Genomic DNA, 21,218 nt, shown 5'->3' on the forward strand with positions numbered 1-21,218 from the left:
TACTGCTCCTGCCTTAGTTGCTGTTGCTGCCGGCGCTGCCGGACGCCGCGAGCGCCTTCAGCACCTGGTCGGTGATGTCGATGCGCGGGCTCACGTACACCGCTTCCTGCACGATCAGGTCGTAGTGCTGTTGCTCGGCAATCTGCTTGATCACCTTGTTCGCACGGTCGAGCACCGCCGCGAGTTCTTCGTTGCGGCGCTGGTTCAGGTCTTCGCGGAATTCGCGCTGCTTGCGCTGGAAGTCGCTGTCGAGCGCCGAAAGATCGCGTTGCTTCTGCGCGCGATCGGTCGGCGACATCGACGCGCCGCTCTTGTCGAGCGAATCGGACATCGACTTCAGGCGCTGCGCCATGTCCTGCAGATCCTTGTCGCGCTTGGCGAACTCGGCTTCGAGTTTGGTCTGCGCGGCCTTCGCGGGAGCGGATTCGCGCAGGATGCGATCGGAGTTCACCGCCGCGATCCTTGCTTCCTGCGCTTGCGCCGCGCCCATGCCGAAACCGAGCAGCGCCAGCGACACGGTAACGGCCCCGATCGCCCGTCTGGAAAACATACCCGTTAGCAAATTCATCCTCTCGTTTCCTGGGTTCCGGCGCCGCGCTTCGCGGCACCGGGCTGAACATACGTCAGAATGCCGTCCCGATCTGGAACTGGAACTTCTGGTACTGGTCGCCATCGTGCTTGACGAGCGGGAAGCCAAGGCTCAGCTTGAGCGGGCCGATCGGCGAGATCCACGCAAGACCGAAACCGTAGCTGTAACGCAGGCCGTTCGAGCCGATGCTCGTGCCTTCGTCGCCCCAGACGTTACCACCATCGACGAACGTGAAGACTCGCAGCGTGCGGTCGTAGCCCGTGCCCGGCAACGGGAAGGTCAGTTCGACGTTGCCGACGAGCATCTTCGAACCGCCGATCGGGTCGTTCGTCGTCCTGTCGCGCGGACCCAGCGAGCTCGGCTCATAGCCACGCACCGAACCGATACCGCCCGCGTAGTAGTTCTTGAAGATCGGGTATGGCTTGCCGCCGAGGCCGTTGCCGTAGCCGCCCTGGAAGTTCAGCCCCAGCACGAAGCCGCGCGCGAAGGAGTAGTAGTACTGCGCCTGCACGTCGGCCTTGTAGTACTGCGTACCGCCGACCGGCGTGCCGTATTCGGCGTTCGCCTGCGTGAAGTAGCCCTTGCTCGGCACGAGCGCGCTGTCACGCGCGTCGCGCGACCAGCCGATCGTGAGCGGCACGTTGTTCGAGACACGCCCGAATTCATGCACATAGTCGATATAGCTTTGCGGCGTCGCGCCGTCGATGTCGAGCGTGTCCTGCTCGAAACCGGCACCGAAGTAGACCGTATCGACTTCCGAGAACGGAATGCCGAACTTGAGGTCGCCGCCCATCGTGATGATGCGGAAGCTCGAATCGGTCGAGTAGTACAGCGGCTGGTACGTGCGGTAGTAAACGTCGGTAATGCGCTTGATGCCGTCGACCGTGAAGTACGGGTCCACCTGCGTGACGGCCAGCGTGCGGTACGTCTTCGCGGTGTTCACGTTCACCGAGAGCGACGTGCCCGAACCGAACACGTTGTCCTGCGACACGCCCGCCGACAGCACCACCTTGTCCGTGGACGAGAAGCCCGCACCCAGCGTAATCGCGCCGGTCGGCTTTTCGGCGACCTTCACGTTCACGTCCACCTGGTCGGCCGTGCCTTCCACGGGCACCGTGGTCACGTCGACGTCGGTGAAGTAGCCCAAACGGTTGATGCGGTCCTTCGAGAGCGCAAGACGGTTCGAGTCGAACCACGAACTTTCGAGCTGGCGCATTTCGCGTCGCACGACTTCGTCGCGCGTACGCGTGTTGCCCACCACGTTGATGCGGCGCACGTAGACGCGGCGGCTCGGATCGACCTGCAGCGTGAGGTCGACCGTATGATTGGCCTGGTCGATCTGCGGCAGCGCATTGACGGTTGCGAACGCGTAGCCGTATTCGCCGAGCTTGTCGACGATGGCCTTGGTCGTGGCCTGCAGCTTTTCGGCCGAGAAAGTATCGCCCGGCTTGATCTTGATCAGCTTCTTGAGCTCGGCCTCGCGATCGAGCAGGTTGCCGGACAGGTGGACGCCCGACACCTTGTACGGCTCACCCTCGTGGATGCCGATGGTGAGGTACATGTCCTTCTTGTCGGGCGAGATCGAGACCTGCGTCGAGTCGATGTTGAACTCGAGGTAGCCGTGATTCAGGTAGTACGAGCGCACGTTCTCGAGGTCGCCCGTAAGCTTTTCCTTCGAGTAGAGGTCGTTTTTCGTGTACCACGAGAACCAGTTAGGCGTGGAGAGCTGCATCTCCGAAAGGAGCGTGCCGGTGCTGTACGTCTTGTTGCCGATGAAGTTGATCTGGCGGATCTTCGCGCTCGGACCTTCGACGACCGAGAACAGCAGCCCGACGCGATTGCGGTCGATCGGCGTGACCGTGGTCGTGACCTCGGCGGCGTAGAAGCCGCGCGTGAGGTACTGGCGCTTGAGCTCCTGCTCGGCCTTGTCGACGAGTGCCTTGTCGTAGTAGCGGCCTTGCGAGAGGCCGACCGCGCGCAGCGCCTTGGTGAGATTGTCCTTGTCGAATTCCTTGATGCCCGCGAAGTCGATCGTGCCGATGGCCGGGCGCTCCTGCACCTGCACCACCACCACCCCGCCTTCGGCGGCGATCTTCACGTCGTTGAAGAAGCCCGTCGCATAGAGTGCGCGGATGGCCTCGGACGCCTTTTCGTCGGTAAACGTGTCGCCTTGCTTGATCGGCAGGTAGGCGAACACCGTGCCCGGCTCGACGCGTTGCAGCCCTTCGATGCGGATGTCCTGAACCACGAAAGGCGTCGTTGCTGCGTGGGCAACGAGTCCATGTGCGGCGATCGCCGCGGCCGCAACCGTTTTTGGAACCAAGCGATGAGGTCTAAACAACGTGCTTCCCCAATTATGTATAGCTGCATCAGATCGGGCGGCCCGCCCTCGGACGCCGCCAGACATCTTCAAAAATGGATTAACCGAGCCAGATCGTTGAACAACGCGATCGCCGACAGCGCGACGATGCAGGCCAGCCCCGCTCGCTGCAGTACAAGCTGCCAGCGATCCGATACGGCTTTGCCCGTTACGGCTTCAACCAGATAATATAACAGATGCCCCCCGTCCAATACCGGAATTGGGAGCAGATTCAGCACACCGAGGCTGATGCTCACGAGGGCGAGGAACGATAAAAATGCGGATGGGCCGAGTCTCGCGCTCTTTCCTGCATAGTCGGCAATCGTCACCGGGCCCGACAGATTCTTCAGCGACGCTTCGCCCGTGACCATGCGGCCGAACATCCGCAGCGAATAGACCGCGATGTCCCACGTGCGGTACGCGCCAAGGCGCACACTCTCGAGCGGCCCGTAACGCACGTCCACCGAAGGCGCCTGTGCCGAGAGCGCCGCGCCGATCCGCCCGACTTCCTCGCCCGTCTGCACGTCGCGCTGCGGCGCGGGCGTGATCGTCAGCGTGAGCGCCTGCTGCGTATGCCGGGCGACGTCGTCGCGCGCGACCGTGAGCCGCACGGGCTTGCCGGCGTGGGTCTTCACATAGGCGATGAATGTCGTTGCGCTGTCCACGGGACGCCCGTCGATGGCACGCAGTTGATCGCCGGCTTGCAGTCCGGCATGTTGCGCCGCACTACCCGCCTCCACGGCCGCCACCTTCAGCGCGCTGCCGCCCGCTTCGAGGCCGAGCTTCGACATGAAGTCGTCGTCGAGGTCCTTGCTGGTGAGGTGCGAGAGATCGAGCGGGAAATCGTAGGTCCCGGCGCCGTCACGCGCGGAAAGGACGACATGGCCCTGATCGAATGCCGAGGCAAGCAGCTTCCAGCGCAGATCGGACCACGAACGCACGGGCTCGGTCTCGCTGCCGGTTGCATCGCTTACCGAAAGAATCGTCTCGCCACCCTGGAAGCCGGCCTGCGCCGCCGCCGACTGCGCGGGCGGCGCCGCGACGATGGCCGACTGCTCGGTCACCCCGCTCGCGTACACGACCGAAAAGAGCACGACGGCAAGCAGGAAATTGGCGATGGGCCCCGCCGCGACAATCGCAATGCGCTTGCCGACCGACTGCCGGTTGAACGCGTGAGGCAAATCGCGCGAGGCAATCGTGTCGGGCGACTCCCGCTCGTCGAGCATCTTCACGTAGCCGCCGAGCGGCAGCGCCGAGATCGTCCACTCGGTGCCGCTCTTCTTGCTGACCCACTGCACGAGCGGCCGGCCGAATCCGATCGAGAAGCGCAGGACCTTCACGCCGCACAGGCGCGCGACGCTGTAATGCCCGTACTCGTGCACGACGACCAGCACGCCGATCGCAACGACGAATGCGACCAGTTCGGTAAGCAGGTTCATGAGCGCCTCCTTGGCTGGGAGCAGCGCGTCGGTGCGGTAGCGGCCCCGAAGTCGGGCTCGCGGGCCTGATTGGCCACCAAGGGGCCAACTGAAGGGCCGCTGCGCGCCCCTTCGGCGAGCCCCCTGTAGCCTGTCAGGCCGGCACCGGCAGGCTGCCGATGATGGTGTGAGCCGCGCGGCGGGCGGCCGCGTCGGCTTCGAGCACGACTTCGAGACTCGACGCGCTGCGGTTCTCGAGCGCGTTGAGCACGGCGTCCACTGTCTGGGCGATCGCCATGAAGCCGATGCGTCGGTTCAAAAATGCTTCGACCGCGACCTCGTTGGCCGCGTTGAGCGCCGCGCTGGCCACGCCGCCGGCGGCCAACGCCTGCATGGCGAGCGCGAGGCACGGGAAGCGCGCGTAATCGGGCTGTTCGAACGTGAGCGTCGCGATCTGGGCGAGATCGAGCTGGGCGACGCCGGAATCGACACGATCGGGGTACGCGAGCGCGTGCGCGATCGGCGTGCGCATGTCGGGATTGCCCAGTTGCGCGAGCACCGACCCATCGGCATACGAGACCATCGAGTGAATCACGCTCTGCGGATGAATCAGCACGTCGATGCGCTCGCCCGGCAGATCGAACAGGTAGTGCGCCTCGATCACTTCGAGGCCCTTGTTCATCATCGTGGCCGAGTCGACGGAGATCTTGCGGCCCATCGACCAGTTCGGGTGCTTGCAGGCCTCGTCGGGCGTCACGTTCGCGAGCGTCGAGGGCTCGCGCGTGCGGAACGGGCCGCCCGAAGCGGTAAGGATGATCTTCGTGACGCCGGCGCGCTGCGCGTTTTCGCGCGGAAAGCACTGGAAGACGGCGTTGTGCTCGCTGTCGAGCGGCAGCAGCACGGCGCCGCTGTCGCACACGGCGTCGATGAAGATATCGCCCGACATCACGAGCGCTTCCTTGTTGGCGAGCAGGATCCGCTTGCCAGCCTTCGCCGCGGCGAGCGTCGGCCCGAGACCCGCCGCGCCGACGATGGCCGCGACCACGGTGTCGCAGCCGTCGCTCCTGGAGACTTCGACGAGCGCCTGCGGCCCATAGGTCACGACGGTCTTCGAACCGGCCTCGCGCAGCTTGCGCTCGACCTGCGCGGCCGTGTCGGCGTCGCCTACCACGGCCACTTCCGGCGCGAAGCGCAGGCATTGTTCGACGAGCTTCTCGCCGTTGCGGTGCGCGGTGAGCGCATAGACCGAGAAGCGTTGCGGATGACGCGCGACCACGTCGAGCGTGCTGTCTCCGATCGAGCCCGTGGAACCGAGCAGAGTGAGTCGTTTTTGCATATTCAAATCTCTAGCCGAGCGCCTCTAGCCGAGCAACAGCATGGCGAGCGGCAGCACGGGCAACAACGCGTCGATGCGGTCGAGCACTCCGCCGTGGCCCGGCAGAAGGCCGCTCGAATCCTTCACGCCGGCCTGGCGCTTCAGCATCGACTCGAACAGATCACCGATCACGCTGAACGCGACCAGCACGGTAAGCACAAAAAGCGCGCGGCCGAGCCCGATCTGGGCGGCAAGCGCGGAATACAGCGTGGGTTCGAACGCGTGCAGCGCGATCGCCGCGCCGGACACCACCATCACGGCGGCCCATCCGCCCGCGGCTCCCTCCCAGGTCTTGCCGGGGCTGATCGCGGGCGCGAGCTTATGCTTTCCGAATGCCTTACCTGCGAAGTATGCGCCGATATCGGCCAGCCAGACGACGAGCAGGAGGGACAGGACGAACGCCACGCCCGCCGTGCGCGCGACGACGAGCGCATGCCAGCAGGCTGCGAAGATGACGAGCCCGGCCAGGAGCAGGAAAACGCGCCAGGGACCCGCAGCGAGCGCCGGCTTGCGCAGCAGCACGTAAGGGCCGGCGATGATCCAGAACACGCCCGCCGCCTGAAAGAGCGGCCGGGGCGCGGGCAGGCGCGTACTGAGCGCCACGACGACCGCCGCGACGACGGCATAGACGATCGATCCCGCGGCCCCCCCCTTCAGGAGACGCGCCCATTCCCACGCGGCGAACACGACGACGATGCCGATGAGCGCGCCGAACGCCGCCACCGGCGCGAACAGCGTGACTGGCAGGAAAACGGCCAGCAGGACGAGCGCCGTGATGACGCGGGTTTTTAGCATGAAAGGGAATCTGCGTTCTGGGCTTCGACCTGGGCGCTCGTGCGGCCGAAACGGCGCTCGCGCTCGGCGTACGACGCAATGGCGCGATTGAGCGCCTCGGCGTCGAAATCCGGCCAGAACGTATCGGTGAAATAGAACTCGGCGTAAGCGAGTTGCCAGAGCAGGAAGTTGCTCACGCGCTGCTCGCCGCCGGTGCGGATGAAGAGATCGGGCTCGGGCGCGTACGCCATCGCCAGATGCTGGGCGAGCGAGTCTTCGGTGACGGGCACCGGCTGGCCCGTGGCGGCGGCCTCTTCGACCAGCTTGCGGGTTGCCTGCAGGATGTCCCAGCGGCCGCCGTAGTTCGCGGCGATTGTCAGCGTGAGGCGGGTGTTGCGCGCGGTCTTGGTTTGCGCGCGGCGAATCAGGTCCTGGATGCGCTCGTTGAACATCGACAGGTCGCCGACCACGCGCAGGCAAATGCCGTTCGCGTGCAGGCGCGCGACCTCGCGTTCAAGCGCGGTGACGAAGAGGCGCATGAGGAACGACACTTCGTCGGTCGGCCGGCGCCAGTTTTCGGAACTGAATGCAAACAGCGTGACGTACTCGACGCCCCGCTCCACACAGGCCTCGACGACCGCGCGCACGGCGTCGACGCCGCGCGTATGACCCGCGACGCGCGGCAGCCGGCGCTGCGTTGCCCAACGGCCATTGCCGTCCATGATGATCGCGATGTGGCGCGGCACGGCCGCCACGTCGGGCACGCGAACGGTTGAGCTGGTATAGGTCATGGCCGTCGGACTGTAGCTGCTGGGAAATGGGAAACCGCTTGAAACCTTGACGATACTGAGAGCCCGCGGGCCTCAGACCGTCATGATCTCGGCTTCCTTCGTCTGCACGAGCTTGTCGATCTCGGCCACGAAGCGGTCCGTCAACTTCTGGACGTCGTCGCCGCCGCGACGCTCGTCGTCTTCCGAGATTTCCTTGTCCTTCACGAGCTTCCTGAGCTGCTCGTTGGCGTCGCGACGCAGGTTGCGCACAGCCACCTTCGCCGTTTCGCCTTCGTTCTTGACGACCTTCGTGAGCTCCTTGCGGCGCTCTTCGGTGAGCGCGGGCATCGGCACGCGGATCAGATCGCCGTGGGTGGCCGGGTTCAAGCCGAGATCCGACTCCCGGATCGCCTTTTCGATGACTTGCACCATCTTCTTTTCCCACGGCTGCACGCCGATCGTGCGCGCGTCGACGAGCGTGAGGTTCGCGACCTGCGAGATGGGCACGGGCGAGCCGTAGTAGTCGACCTGGATGTGGTCGAGCAGACCGGTATGGGCGCGGCCCGTGCGGATTTTCGCCAGATCGCTCTTGAACGCGTCGATCGAACGCTGCATTTTCTGCTCTGCGCCCTTCTTGATGTCAGCCACAGCCATTTTGATACCTCCGAACCTTCATAACGGAACGGGCCCGCCGACGCGCTGGGGCGGCGCGGCCCGTGTTCGAATCTCTCGTGAAACGAGAGTTTACACGTGGACGAGCGTACCTTCGTCTTCGCCCTGAACGATGCGCTTCAGCGCACCCGGCTTGACGATGGAAAAAACCCGGATCGGCAGCTTCTGGTCGCGGCACAGCGCGAACGCCGTCGCGTCCATCACCTGCAGATTGCGGCCGATTGCCTCATCGAAGCTGATCGTCGAGTAGCGCGTGGCCGTCGGGTCCTTCTTCGGGTCGGCCGAGTAGACGCCGTCGACCTTGGTGGCCTTCAGCACGACTTCGGCGCCGACTTCCGAGCCGCGCAGCGCGGCCGCCGTGTCGGTGGTGAAGAACGGGTTGCCCGTGCCCGCGGCGAAGATCACGACCTTGCCTTCCTCGAGCTGGCGGATCGCGCGGGGGCGGATGTACGGCTCGACGACCTGGTCCATGCGCAGCGCCGACTGCACGCGCGCCTCGATGCCCGCGTGACGCATGGCGTCCTGGAGCGCCAGTGCGTTCATCATCGTCGCCAGCATACCCATGTAGTCGGCGGTTGCGCGGTCCATGCCGGCCGCGCCGCCCGCAACGCCGCGAAAAATGTTACCGCCGCCGATCACGACCGCGAGCTGGGTGCCGAGCCGCACGACCTCGGCCACGTCTGCCACCATACGTTCGATCGTGGCGCGATTAATGCCAAATGCATCGTCGCCCATCAGGGCTTCGCCGGAAAGTTTGAGCAGGACGCGTTTATAGGCGGGTGTGGGCATGGAGGTATCCAGGATCGCGCGCAAAGGGCAATAACTTGAAACTGTAGGGGTGAAATACGGCTTCGGGCAAGCGCCGCCAGAAATAGCGAAGATTTCCGGCACCGCACACGGCGAGGACTGCCGCGCGCGGCGCCGCTACGCTGCCCACCGCAGCGGATTGCTCCGCTACGGTCCACAACTGTGCTGCAACAACTGCGGTTGCCGCCTTGTCACGCGCAGCGCGGCAAGGCGGGCCGGTCCGGCTTTATTGCTGCTTTGCAGCAGCGACTTGCGCGGCCACTTCGGCGGCGAAGTCGTCCTGGCGCTTTTCGATGCCTTCGCCGACCACGAACAGCGCGAACTGATGAACCGTCGTGCCGGCGGCCTTCAGCATCTGCTCGATGGTCTGCTTGTCGTTCTTCACGAACGGCTGGTTCAGCAGCGAGACTTCCTTCAGGTACTTCTGGACCGCGCCTTCGACCATCTTCGCGACGATCTCGGCCGGCTTGCCCGACTCGGCGGCCTTCTGCTCGGCGATGCTGCGCTCCTTGGCGATCAGGTCGGCCGGCACGTCGTCCGACGACAGCGAGACCGGCTTCATCGCGGCGATGTGCATCGCGACGTCCTTGCCGACCTGCTCTTCGGCGCCCGTGTATTCGACCAGCACGCCGATGCGCGTGCCGTGCAGGTAGGACGCCAGCTTGTTCGAGGTCGCGAAGCGCGAGAAACGGCGGATCGAGAGGTTTTCGCCGATCTTGCCGACCAGCGCGAGGCGCACGGCGTCGACGGTCGAACCGTCGAGCGGCAGCGCCGACAGGGCCGGGACGTCGGCCGGGTTCTGCGTGGCGACGAGTTCGGCCACCTTCTTCGCGAACGCGTTGAAATCGTCGTTCTTCGCGACGAAGTCGGTTTCGCAGTTCAGTTCGACCACGGCGCCCGCGTTGTCGCCGATGAACGAAGCGATCACGCCTTCAGCCGTAACGCGCGACGCTGCCTTGCTCGCCTTGTTGCCGAGCTTCACGCGCAGCAGCTCTTCGGCGCGCGCCATGTCGCCGTCGGCTTCCGTCAGCGCCTTCTTGCATTCCATCATCGGCGCGTCGGTCTTCGCGCGCAGTTCTGCCACCATGCTTGCGGTAATTGCCGCCATCATTCGCTCCTTGAGTCTGTCTGCTACACGCCGTGCCGCATGCTTCGATGCGACCGGCAGGAATTCGTTTCCGTATCCGCCTGATGAGAAACGCTTTTTTACAGCTGCTTCTACAGGACTGCGGTGCCGCCCATATGACGCGGCCACAAAAGTCGCGGCTTAAAAAAAAGGGGCCTATGGAAAGCCCCCTTTTCTTGCCGGACACGGGGCAGCTTACGCCTCCGAATTGACCTCGACGAACTCGTCGTCGCCGTCGTTGCCGCGCACTGCCGCAACGACGTCGTTGACCGCGTTCGCACGGCCTTCGAGGATCGCGTCGGCCACGCCTTGCGCGTAGAGCGCAACGGCCTTGCTCGCGTCGTCGTTACCCGGGATCACGTAGTCGATGCCTTCGGGCGAGTGGTTCGTGTCGACCACGGCGATGACGGGGATGCCCAGCTTGTTGGCTTCCGTCACGGCAATCTTGTGGTAGCCGACGTCGACCACAAAAATCGCGTCCGGAATGCCGCCCATGTCCTTCACGCCGCCGATCGACTTTTGCAGCTTGGCGATTTCGCGTTCGAACAGGAGCGCTTCCTTCTTGCTCATCTTTTCGAGTTCGCCCGCTTCGACGGCGGCTTCCATGTCCTTCAGGCGCTTGATCGAAACCTTCAGCGTCTTGAAGTTGGTCAGCATGCCGCCGAGCCAGCGCGCGTTCACGAACGGCATGCCGGCGCGTTGCGCTTCGGCTGCGATCGTGTCGCGCGACTGGCGCTTCGTGCCGACGAACAGGATCGTGCCGCGGTTCGCTGCCAGTTGACGCACGTACTTCAGCGCGTCGTTGTACATCGGCAGCGTTTTTTCGAGGTTGATGATGTGAATCTTGTTGCGATGACCGAAGATGAAGGGGGCCATCTTCGGGTTCCAGAAGCGCGTCTGGTGACCGAAGTGGACACCGGCTTCCAGCATTTGGCGCATGGTAACTGCCATGAGAAATTCTCCGCTAGGGTTTGGGTCTTAAGCCGGCTGCCGTATCGGTGCGCTGCCCCGCCATATCCACGGGAACGACGCGCCCGACACCCTGGGTGCGCCGGCTTGCGAGTGTGCTGCCTGAAGAAGATGCTTCCGGATGTTCTTCGCGCGGCCTGCCAGTCACCTGCCCTGACAAGCCGCTCCGCGGCAACGGCGGATCGGCCGCCCGCCATGCTTAAAGCAAGAATTAACGCGAAAGCATGGGAAACGACGTAGCCGAAGAGTATAGCACGCAAACGATACTTTTCTCAAGACAGCTACTGCCCGCGCAATGAGCGCGGGCAGGCGCAGCAGACCGCGACGGGTTTTTCAAAAGCCAGCGACGGCCCGCATTAGGTGCGATAATTCGATATTCGACTGCATTTTCGGGCGTACACCATGGCCATCTCGATCAAGAACGAACACGACATCGCGCAAATGCGCGTCGCCTGCCGGCTGGCGAGCGAGGTGCTCGATTACATCACGCCGTTCATCACGGCCGGTGTGACGACGGGCGAGCTCGACCGCCTGTGCCACGAATACATGACCAATGTGCAGGGCACGGTGCCGGCACCGCTGAATTATCAGCCGCCCGGCTATCCGCCCTATCCGAAGGCGATCTGCACCTCCGTCAACGACGTGATCTGTCACGGTATTCCGGGAGACAAGGCGCTGAAGAACGGCGACACGCTCAATATCGACATCACCGTCATCAAAGATGGCTATTTCGGCGACACGAGCCGCATGTTCATCGTCGGCGAGGGCTCGATTCTCGCGAAGCGCCTCGTGCAAACCACCTACGAATGCATGTGGCTCGGCATCGAACAGGTGCGCCCCGGCGCGCATCTCGGCGACATCGGCCACGCCATCCAGCGCTACGCCGAGAGCCAGGGCTACAGCGTGGTGCGCGAATACTGCGGCCATGGCATCGGCACGGTGTTCCACGAAGATCCGCAGGTGCTGCACTACGGCCGCCCCGGCACCGGCATCGAACTCGTGCCCGGCATGATCTTCACCGTCGAGCCGATGATCAATGCCGGCCGCCGCGACATCCGCACCATGCCGGACCAGTGGACCGTCAAGACGAAGGACCGCAGCCTCTCGGCGCAGTGGGAGCACACGGTGCTCGTGACCGAAACGGGCTACGAGGTCCTGACGGTTTCGGCGGGCACGCCCGCCAAACCGGCCATCGTCGCGCAGATGGCGGGTACGGCGGCCTGACGCCAGAGCCGACGGGCCGGAAAGCGCACGCGACGCGGTCCGGCGCAACGATAGGTAAGGCCAGTGGCGGGAATCGGGCGTCCGGGCGTCCGGGCGTCAAGTATCCGGCCCCACGCAGCAAGTCGATCAATCGCGGCGCTCAGCGGGCACGGTCGAAGCCTGCGCCGTCGCCGCCAGGGACGAACCGTAGTCCAACGAAGCGCCGGAGTTGACCGCACCGGTAACCCGACCCGCCGAATTCAGGGAAACGACGAAGCAACCCAAGCCAACCCGCCGAGCCGTCCTCGCGAGAGCCGCCAGCCGGCAAAGCCGGACCGGCGCAGCGCGCAACCGGCCGCCGACCCAACCGCGTCAACCACGACCAGATCCCATGAGCGTTACCGCCGTTGCCGTTTCCGATACCTCGTCGCTGAAGTCCGACTACAAGGCCGCCAAGGCCCAGTTGCTCGAGCGGTTCAAGACCGCGACCAACGTCGACTCGCTGATGCGCGCACTCGCCCGCACCACCGACGAGACCTTGCGCCACGCCTGGAACCTCTGCGAGCTGCCGGCATCGCTCGCGCTCGTCGCCGTGGGCGGCTTCGGGCGCGGCGAGCTTGCGCCGTGGTCCGACGTCGATATCCTCGTGTTGCTGCCGGACGACGAACCGCTCGCGCCGCTCGAGGAACGCATCGAACGATTCATCGGTCTCGCATGGGATCTTGGACTCGATATCGGCAGCAGCGTGCGCAGCATCTCCCAATGCCTCGAGGAAGCCGCCAACGACGTCACCGTGCGCACATCGCTGCTGGAGGCGCGCCGCATCACCGGCAGCCCGACGCTCTTCGGCGATTTCGCGCAACGCTATCGCGACGCGATGGACCCCCGCGCCTTCTTCCAGGCGAAGGTGCTCGAAATGCGCCAGCGCCACGCACGCTTCCAGGACACACCCTACGCGCTCGAGCCGAACGTCAAGGAGAGCCCCGGCGGCCTGCGCGACCTGCAGCTGATCCTCTGGATCACCGAGGCCGCGGCCTTCGGCAGCAGCTGGAAGGAGCTGGACCAGCGCGGCCTCATTACCGGGCGCGAGGCGCGCGAGCTGCGCCGCAACGAGGCGTTCCTCAAGGCGTTGCGCGCGCGCCTGCACGTGATCGCGGGCCGCCGCCAGGACATTCTCGTATTCGATCTGCAAACGGCGGTGGCCGAGAGCTTCGGCTTCAAGGCGAGCGGCACGCGGCGCGCGAGCGAACAGCTCATGCGCCGCTATTACTGGGCCGCGAAGGCAGTCACGCAGCTTTCCACCATCCTGATCCAGAACATCGAGGCGCAACTCTTCCCGAGCACGAGCGGCATCACGCGCACGCTGTCCGACCACTTCGTCGAGAAGCAAGGCATGCTCGAAATCGTCAGCGACGACGTGTTCGAACGCGAGCCGCACGCCATTCTCGAAGCCTTCCTGCTCTACGAGCAGGTGCCGGGCGTGAAGGGCCTCTCGGCGCGCACCGTGCGCGCGCTTTACAACGCGCGCGAAACCATGGACCAGCACTGGCGGCGGGACCCGGAAAACCGCCGGCTCTTCATGGAGATTCTCCGGCAGCCGACCGGCATCACGCACGCCATGCGGCTCATGAACCAGACGAGCGTGCTCGGGCGCTACCTGCTCAATTTCCGGCGCATCGTCGGGCAGATGCAGCATGACCTCTATCACGTCTACACGGTCGACCAGCACATCCTGATGGTGCTGCGCAACATCCGCCGCTTCGCCGTGGCCGAGCATGCGCACGAATATCCATTCTGCAGCCAGCTGATCGCCAATTTCGAGCGCCCGTGGGTGCTCTACGTCGCGGCGCTGTTCCACGATATCGCCAAGGGACGCGGCGGCGACCACTCGCAGCTCGGCATGGCCGACGCGCGGCGCTTTTGCCGCGAACACGGCATCACGGGCGACGACGCCGACCTGATCGTCTGGCTCGTCGGGCAGCACCTGACGATGAGCCAGGTCGCCCAGAAGCAGGACATCACCGACCCCGAGGTCGTGAAGCGCTTCGCCGAGCTGGTCGGCACGGAGCGGCGCCTCTCGGCGCTTTACCTGCTGACGGTCGCCGACATCCGCGGCACGAGCCCGAAGGTCTGGAACAACTGGAAAGGCAAGCTGCTCGAGGATCTCTACCGCTCGACGCTCGCCGTGCTCGGCGGCGCCAAACCCGACGCGCACTCGGAACTCAAGACGCGCCAGGAGCTTGCGCTCGCGCTGCTGCGGCTCGAGACGGTGCCGGAAGACGCGCATCGAGCGCTTTGGGACAAGCTCGACGTGGGCTACTTCCTGCGCCACGACGCCGCCGACATCGCCTGGCAAACGCGCGTGCTCTACCGCCACGTCGAATCGCTGGAGCCGGTCGTGCGCGCGCGCCCGTCGCCGATCGGGGAGGCGCTGCAGGTACTCGTCTACGCACAGGACCGCCCCGACCTCTTCGCGACGATGTGCGCGTACTTCGACCGCAGCGGCCTCTCCGTGCTCGACGCGCGCGTAAGCACGACGCGCCACGGCTACGCGCTCGATAACTTCATCGTCGCGCACACCGAGGGCGACGTGCATTACCGCGATATCGCGAACCTCGTCGAGCAGGAACTCGCGGCGCGCCTGAAAGCAACCGGCAATGCGTTGCCCGAGCCTTCGAAGGGACGTCTGTCGCGCCTGTCGCGCACTTTCCCGGTCACGCCGCGCGTCGACCTGCGGGCCGACGAGCGCGGCCAGTACTACATCCTGTCCGTGTCGGCGAACGACCGGCCGGGCCTCCTCTATTCCATCGCGCGCGTGCTCGCGGAGCATCACGTCGGCGTCCATGCGGCGCGGATCAACACGCTCGGCGAACGGGTCGAAGACGTATTTCTGCTCGACGGCTCGGGCCTCTCCGACAACCGCCTGCAGATTCGCGTCGAAACCGAATTGCTGCGCGCGATCGCAGTGTGAATGACCAAGCGAAATACCCAAATCCCATGCGAGCCAAACTGACAGCCAAACATCCGCGCCCGACCACTCCGGAACGCGCCCCCGTCCGCCGCGGCAGCACGACCGCGCGTAAGCCGGTGCGGCCGGCTGAGGTGCGGCCGGCTGTTACCACGAAAACTTCGGCAGCGAAGCCCGCACGCGCCGAAACGCGCCCCGGCGATCGTCCCGCCCGGCCCGCCCGCGAAAGCGGCTTCGGTGACGGACGCCGCCAGACACGACGCACCGGCGATGAATCGCGCGGCTTCGCGCATGCTCGCGACGAAGGCGGCGAACGGCGTTTTGCGCGACGCACCGAAGGCGATGAGCGGCGTCCGCCGCGTAGCCGCGACGAAGGTGGTGAGCGACGCTTTGCGCGTCGCACCGAAGGCGATGACCGCCGTCCTCCGCGCAGCCGCGACGAAGGTGGCGAACGACGCTTTGCGCGTCGCGCCGAAGGCGATGAGCGGCGTCCGCCGCGCAGCCGCGACGAAGGCGGCGAACGACGCTTTGCGCGTCGCACCGAAGGCGATGACCGCCGTCCTCCGCGCAGCCGCGACGAAGGTGGTGAAAAGCGCTTTGCGCGACGCACCGAAGGCGATGACCGCCGTCCTCCGCGTAGCCGCGACGAAGGTGGTGAACGACGCTTTGCGCGTCGCACCGAAGGCGATGACCGCCGTCCTCCGCGTAACCGCGACGAAGGCGGTGAAAAGCGTTTTGCGCGTCGCACCGAAGGCGATGACCGCCGTCCTCCCCGTAGCCGCGAGGATGGCGGTGAAAAGCGCTTTGCGCGTCGCACCGAAGGCGATGACCGCCGTCCTCCCCGTAGCCGCGAGGATGGCGGTGAAAAGCGCTTTGCGCGTCGCACCGAAGGCGATGACCGCCGTCCTCCCCGTAGCCGCGAGGAAGGCACCGAGCGCCGTTTCGCGCGCCCGGTGAAATCCACCTGGAACGCCGACCGTGAAGGCGGTGCACCGCGCGCCCGCCGCGCCGCCGAGGAAGGCGCTGGCGCGCGCAAAACTGCCCGCCCGGTCAAATCGGTCGACCAGCCTCCGCGCCGCGCCGCTGACGGCGAAGCCGCGCCGCGCCGTGCGCCGCGCGACGAAATCGACGGCGACAATACGCTGCGCCTGTCCAAGCGCATGTCCGAACTGGGCCTGTGCTCGCGCCGCGAAGCCGACGAATGGATCGAAAAGGGCTGGGTCTACGTGGATGGCGAAGTCGTCGACACGCTCGGCGCCAAGGTCACACCGGAGCAGCACATCGAGATCGACCCGGCTGCGCTCGCCGCACAGGCGCGCCAGGTCACGATCCTGCTGCATAAACCCGTGGGCTACGTGTCGGGCCAGGCCGAGGACGGCTATGAGCCCGCCGCCGCCCTCATTACTGGCGAGAACCACTGGGACGGCGACCGCTCCGGCATCCGCTTCTCGGCGAAGCATCTGCGCACGCTTGCGCCGGCGGGCCGTCTCGACATCGACTCGACGGGCCTGCTCGTGCTGACCCAGGACGGCCGCGTGGCCAGACAACTGATCGGCGAGAGCTCCGACATCGACAAGGAATACCTCGTTCGCGTCACCTATGACGACATCGAAACCGAAATCGATCAGCATTTCCCGCCCGAACTGCTCGCGAAGCTGCGCCACGGCCTCTCGCTCGACGACGTTCCGCTCAAGCCCGCCCAGGTAAGCTGGCAGAATGGCGAGCAGTTACGTTTCGTGCTGCGCGAAGGCAAGAAGCGTCAGATTCGCCGCATGTGCGAACTGGTCGGTCTCAAGGTCGTGGGCCTCAAGCGCGTGCGCATGGGCCGCGTGCTGCTCGGCGCGCTGCCGCAAGGCCAATGGCGTTATCTGGCCGCCGACGAAGCGTTTTGAGCCGCCTTGCAGCAAACGCCGCGCTGAATGAAAACGGGAGCCAGATGGCTCCCGTTTTTTCTGGCGTGTCGGGGTTCAGTCGTCGCGGTTCGGATCGAGCTCCGGAAACAGCACATCGGTGAAACCGAATTTCGAGAAGTCGGTAATGCGCATGGGGTACAGCTTTCCGATCAGATGATCGCACTCATGCTGCACGACCCGTGCATGAAAACCCTCGGCCACGCGTTCGATGGGCACACCATACTGGTCGAAGCCGTTGTAGCGGATCATCGAGTAGCGGCTCACGGCGCCACGCATGCCCGGCACCGAAAGGCAGCCTTCCCACCCTTCTTCCATGTCGTGCGACAGCGGGTGGATGACCGGGTTGATGAGCACCGTTTGCGGCACGGCCGGCGCCTCGGGATAGCGCTCGTTCTGCTCGAAGCCAAAGATCACCACCTGCAGGTCGACGCCGATCTGCGGCGCGGCAAGGCCCGCACCGTTGGCCGCGTGCATGGTGTCGAACATATCGGCAATGAGTTCGTGCAGTTCGGGCGTATCGAAGTGATCGACCGGCCTGGCGATGCTGAGCAGGCGCGGATCGCCCATTCTGAGAATTTTGCGAATCATGTCGGTTGCCCCTCCAGGAGCTTGCGCATTCCTTCTTCGTCGAGCACCGGGACGCCAAGTTCCTCGGCTTTTGCAAGCTTGCTGCCCGCGTCGGCGCCCGCCACCACATAGTCGGTCTTCTTCGACACCGAGCCAGCCACCTTTGCGCCAGCCGCCTCCAGCATCTCCTTCGCCTCGTCGCGTGAGAGCGTGGGCAACGTGCCGGTAAGCACCACCGTCTTGCCGGCCAGCACGCCCACCGGCGCCCTGGGCGCGGCCGGACCTTCCGGCCATCTTACTTTGCCCGGCGCGCGCAACTGCTCGATCACTGTGCGGTTATGCGCTTCCGCAAAAAACTCGTGAATTGCGAGCGCGACGATCGGCCCGACGTCGTTCACTTCGAGCAGTTCTTCGATCGAAGCATTCATGATGGGATCAAGCGCACCGAAGTGCTTCGCGAGATCCTTGGCCGTCGATTCGCCCACATGGCGAATGCCTAACGCGTAGATGAAGCGCGCGAGCGTCGTGGACTTCGCCTTCTCGAGGGAATCGAGCAGGTTCTGCGCCGACTTGTCCGCCATGCGATCGAGTTGCGCCAGCGTGCCGAAGCCGAGATTGAAAAGATCGGCGGGCGTACGAACGAGGTTTTGCTCGACTAGCTGGTCGATGATCTTCTCGCCCAAACCGTCGATATCGAGCGCACGACGCTGCGCGAAGTGCCAGAGCGCCTGCTTGCGCTGCGCCGGACAGATCAGCCCGCCGGTGCAGCGCGCGACCGCCTCGTCGGGCAAACGCTCGATATGCGAACCGCAGACGGGGCATTTCGTCGGCATGACGAATTCGCGAGCGTCCGCGGGACGCCGATCGAGCAGCGCGCTCACGACCTCGGGAATCACGTCGCCGGCGCGCCGCACGATCACCGTGTCGCCAATGCGCACGTCTTTGCGGCGCAGGTCGTCTTCGTTGTGCAGCGTGGCCTTCGAGACCGTGACGCCGCCCACGAACACCGGTTCGAGGATCGCGAACGGCGTGACGGCCCCCGTACGCCCCACCGAGACGTCGATGTCGATCAGCTTCGTGAGCGCTTCCTGCGCCGGGAACTTGTGGGCAAGCGCGAAGCGCGGTGCACGCGAGACGAAGCCGAGTATGTCCTGCTCGTCGCGGCGATTCACCTTGTAGACGACGCCGTCGATGTCGTACGGCAGGCTATCGCGCTTTTCTCCCACCGCCCGGAAGAATTCGAGCAGGCCTTGTGCGCCCGTCACGACGGCTCGTTCGGAATTGACCGGCAAGCCCATTTCCGCGTACCAGTCGAGCAACTCGCTATGGGTGGCCGGCATCGGTTCGCCCTCGAGCACGCCGATGCCGTAAGCGAAGAACGAGAGCGGCCGTTGTGCCGTGATCTTCGGATCGAGCTGACGAAGGCTGCCTGCGGCCGCATTGCGCGGGTTCGCGAATTCCTTGTGACCAGCCTCGCGCTGACGCTGGTTCATGCGTTCGAAGTCGCGGCGGAACATCAGCACCTCGCCGCGCACGTCAAGCACCCTGGGCACGCGCTTGCCCTTCAGGCGCAGCGGCAGCGAGCGGATCGTGCGGACGTTTTCGGTGACGTTCTCTCCGGTCGTGCCGTCGCCACGCGTGGACGCCTGCTCGAACACGCCGTCGACATAGCGCAGCGAGATGGCGAGGCCGTCGAACTTCAGTTCCGCGGCGTATTCGACGTCGGTCTTGCCGAGCGCGTCGGCCACACGCTTGTCGAACGCCACGATGTCCTCGTCGGCGAAGCCATTGTTTAGCGAGAGCATCGGCACGTCGTGCACCACGGGCTCGAAGCCCACGGCGACTTCGCCACCCACGCGCTGGGTGGGCGAATCGGGCGTGATGAGATCGGGATGCGCGGCCTCGATCTGCTGAAGTTCGCCGAACAATTTGTCGTATTCCGCGTCAGGCAGCTCCGGCTGGTCGAGCACGTAGTAGGCGTGATTCGCACGCTCGAGTTCGGCGCGCAACCACGCCGCGCGCTGCGCAGCAGTGGCTTCTTCGGGAGGACGGGCGGGAGTACGGACCATGCCTTGTGCAACTCGCGGTTGGATGTGATTTCGGACGTCAGATTATCTCAGGAAGAGGCGTGTGTCGCATCGGCCGAACGGCCATCTTCGTGCGCCCCCGTACGGCCTTCGCGAAGGTCCTGGCCGGTTGGCTAACGTTGCGGCCAGGCCGTTGACGCCGACAGCCCGCGATGCGAACTTCAGTGCACCGCAACACGCCTGCCCGCTACGCCGCCCGATCATCAATGAACGAACACCGCGACCTTCCCGCGCCTTGCCGCTCATACACAAAAAAGGCGCGGCGCCCGTATGGCGCCGCGCCTTGTCCGAAGACCGGTTGCTGGCTTTGCCCGGTATGCCCGTTACTGGCTGAAGAGCCGCCGCGTGGCCGGCGAGCCGGCCGGAATGCCGGCCTGCTCCAGTTTTGCGTACAGCGTCATGAGCTGCTTGTCGATGGACTGCAGCACCGATTCAGGCAGCGGCCGGCGCTGATCATCGACCACACGCCCGCCAATGCGCTCCGCAAGCGACTTCGCGTAATCGCACATCAGGCGGAACGGCAGGATGTCTTCGTCGGCCACGGGCACATCAAGGATCAGCGTAATCAGCTCGCCGCCCTTGTAGGTGAGGTCGTCGCGCAGGAAGTTGGTGTCGCCGAACTGCAGCATGAACACGGGGCTCTGTTTCGCGTCGAGCTTCACAAAGCGCGTGCCGTCGCGCGAAAGCAGAAGACCGTCCTGCGCGGCCACGGCCTGCACGTAGTTCGCCGACCACGGCGCGCCGTCCGACATCACGTTGATCGAGAGCTGCGCGTCGCACTGCGCGGCGAAGCCATCGAGCTCACGCGCCATGGCCACCGTCTCCATCATGTCAGGAAATTCGGGCGCGGCGTCGAGCGCGTCGGCGAACTGCTGTACGCCCGTCACGAACTCCGAGAATTCGAGCTCGTTAAGAGGGCCGTTGCGGTTCGCGAGCTGGGCGGCAGCGCGCAGCTCCTCGTAGCGCACGCCGTTTTGCAGCAGTTCCCAGCCATCGCCGCCCTCGGGCTTGCCTTCGATATGAACCGGCTTGCTGCCCGCGCGGCGCAGCCGCTGCGCCAACGGAATCACGCGCTCGCCCGCCACCGGCGAGCCGAGCCGGATCGGCACGATGCAGTCGATGCGACGGTCCACCACGGCAGGCGGAGCCGAGGAGATCGTGGTCGCGGCCGGCATGACAGGCTCGATTCGTTCAGCTTCGTCGGCCTTCTCCTTCGCGGGTTCCGCGGCGGTGGCGACGTTCGCAGCCGGCGCGGCCTCGGTGGCCTCGTCGGGGCTCGCCTCGATCTCCTGCAAGCCGTTCGGCGTCGTGCTTTCTGCCTGGATGTCGGCGGGCGTGTCGAGCGGGGCCGCGGTCGCGAAACCCGGCTCCACGCGCCCGGTTTCCATGCCGCCCGCGAGCGAGGGTTCGCGCCGGGCCGGGGCATGAGCCGGCTCGATAAACGGGCTTGGTTCCTGAAACTCGTCGCGCGGCGGCGTCTCGACCGCCTCCGAGGGCATCGGGCGCGGCATGCGCCGGCGCACCCTCGCGCCCTGCCACGCGTTGTAAACCACCACGCCCCCGACCACCACGGCGCCCGCGCCGATCAACCCGAGAGTCAACTCGTCCATGCATGCTCCAT

The 21,218-nt window shown here is 65.3% G+C and carries 17 protein-coding genes; 4 read left to right on the plus strand and 13 right to left on the minus strand.

Translation table 11 applies throughout. The features are described 5' to 3' along the window. Window positions 1-13: 13 nt before the first annotated feature. From BLU17_RS04900 to rpsB, 10 genes are all read right to left on the minus strand, one after another. A complete protein-coding gene (locus BLU17_RS04900) occupies window positions 14-562 on the minus strand; it encodes an OmpH/Skp family outer membrane protein (protein WP_091995763.1) in 549 nt (182 codons plus the stop codon). Between the two features lie 61 nt (window positions 563-623). Further along, window positions 624-2,930 carry an outer membrane protein assembly factor BamA gene (gene bamA / locus BLU17_RS04905; protein ID WP_091995346.1) on the minus strand — a complete coding sequence of 769 codons (2,307 nt, stop codon included), beginning with the start codon at window positions 2,928-2,930 and terminating at the stop codon, window positions 624-626. Between the two features lie 68 nt (window positions 2,931-2,998). Next, window positions 2,999-4,387, minus strand: a complete 1,389-nt coding sequence (gene rseP / locus BLU17_RS04910) for an RIP metalloprotease RseP (RefSeq protein WP_091995348.1) — start codon at window positions 4,385-4,387, stop codon at window positions 2,999-3,001. A 133-nt stretch (window positions 4,388-4,520) separates the two neighbouring features. Beyond that, window positions 4,521-5,702 (minus strand): 1-deoxy-D-xylulose-5-phosphate reductoisomerase, encoded by a 1,182-nt coding sequence (locus tag BLU17_RS04915; RefSeq protein ID WP_091995350.1) that lies wholly within the window; start codon window positions 5,700-5,702, stop codon window positions 4,521-4,523. A gap of 24 nt (window positions 5,703-5,726) precedes the next feature. After that, window positions 5,727-6,536, minus strand: coding sequence for a phosphatidate cytidylyltransferase (locus BLU17_RS04920; protein ID WP_091995352.1), 810 nt, complete (start codon window positions 6,534-6,536; stop codon window positions 5,727-5,729). Next, complete coding sequence (gene uppS, locus BLU17_RS04925) at window positions 6,530-7,306, minus strand: polyprenyl diphosphate synthase (RefSeq protein ID WP_091995354.1); 777 nt, start codon at window positions 7,304-7,306, stop codon at window positions 6,530-6,532. Before uppS ends, BLU17_RS04920 begins: the two co-directional genes overlap by 7 nt. Window positions 7,307-7,378: 72 nt before the next feature. Then, a complete protein-coding gene (frr, locus tag BLU17_RS04930; protein ID WP_091995355.1) occupies window positions 7,379-7,939 on the minus strand; it encodes a ribosome recycling factor in 561 nt (186 codons plus the stop codon). 90 nt (window positions 7,940-8,029) lie between these two features. Continuing rightward, entirely contained in the window at window positions 8,030-8,746 is a 717-nt protein-coding gene (gene pyrH, locus BLU17_RS04935; RefSeq protein WP_028229252.1) for a UMP kinase, read from the minus strand. Between the two features lie 244 nt (window positions 8,747-8,990). Continuing rightward, entirely contained in the window at window positions 8,991-9,872 is an 882-nt protein-coding gene (gene tsf / locus BLU17_RS04940) for a translation elongation factor Ts (protein WP_091995357.1), read from the minus strand. 213 nt (window positions 9,873-10,085) lie between these two features. After that, window positions 10,086-10,841, minus strand: coding sequence for a 30S ribosomal protein S2 (gene rpsB, locus BLU17_RS04945; protein ID WP_091995359.1), 756 nt, complete (start codon window positions 10,839-10,841; stop codon window positions 10,086-10,088). Window positions 10,842-11,261: 420 nt separating this feature from the next. On the opposite strand from rpsB, the gene map reads away from it, so the two are divergent. The 4 genes from map (at window position 11,262) to BLU17_RS34375 (ending at window position 16,922) form a co-directional block, all read left to right on the plus strand. Next, window positions 11,262-12,083, plus strand: a complete 822-nt coding sequence (gene map, locus BLU17_RS04950; protein WP_091995361.1) for a type I methionyl aminopeptidase — start codon at window positions 11,262-11,264, stop codon at window positions 12,081-12,083. Between the two features lie 370 nt (window positions 12,084-12,453). Continuing rightward, window positions 12,454-15,033: a [protein-PII] uridylyltransferase gene (locus tag BLU17_RS04955; RefSeq protein WP_091995363.1), complete on the plus strand. Its 2,580-nt coding sequence runs from the start codon at window positions 12,454-12,456 to the stop codon at window positions 15,031-15,033. Between the two features lie 288 nt (window positions 15,034-15,321). Then, window positions 15,322-15,987, plus strand: a complete 666-nt coding sequence (locus tag BLU17_RS34370) for a hypothetical protein (protein ID WP_342713803.1) — start codon at window positions 15,322-15,324, stop codon at window positions 15,985-15,987. Next, the gene (locus BLU17_RS34375) at window positions 15,984-16,922 is read left to right on the plus strand and encodes a pseudouridine synthase (RefSeq protein ID WP_342713804.1); all 939 of its coding nucleotides are present in this window, start codon (window positions 15,984-15,986) and stop codon (window positions 16,920-16,922) included. The genes BLU17_RS34370 and BLU17_RS34375 overlap by 4 nt, the downstream gene beginning before the upstream one ends. 75 nt (window positions 16,923-16,997) lie before the next feature. Here BLU17_RS34375 and def read toward each other — a convergent pair whose 3' ends face one another. The 3 genes from def to BLU17_RS04975 form a co-directional block, all read right to left on the minus strand. After that, on the minus strand, window positions 16,998-17,531 hold the full coding sequence (gene def / locus BLU17_RS04965; protein WP_091995366.1) for a peptide deformylase: 534 nt from the start codon (window positions 17,529-17,531) through the stop codon (window positions 16,998-17,000). Next, entirely contained in the window at window positions 17,528-19,579 is a 2,052-nt protein-coding gene (gene ligA / locus BLU17_RS04970; RefSeq protein ID WP_091995368.1) for an NAD-dependent DNA ligase LigA, read from the minus strand. The genes def and ligA overlap by 4 nt, the downstream gene beginning before the upstream one ends. A 341-nt stretch (window positions 19,580-19,920) precedes the next feature. Next, window positions 19,921-21,207: a cell division protein ZipA C-terminal FtsZ-binding domain-containing protein gene (locus tag BLU17_RS04975; RefSeq protein WP_091995370.1), complete on the minus strand. Its 1,287-nt coding sequence runs from the start codon at window positions 21,205-21,207 to the stop codon at window positions 19,921-19,923. Window positions 21,208-21,218: the final 11 nt, after the last annotated feature.

It is taken from the genome of Paraburkholderia lycopersici (assembly GCF_900096975.1).
Classification (GTDB): Bacteria; Pseudomonadota; Gammaproteobacteria; order Burkholderiales; family Burkholderiaceae; genus Paraburkholderia; species Paraburkholderia lycopersici.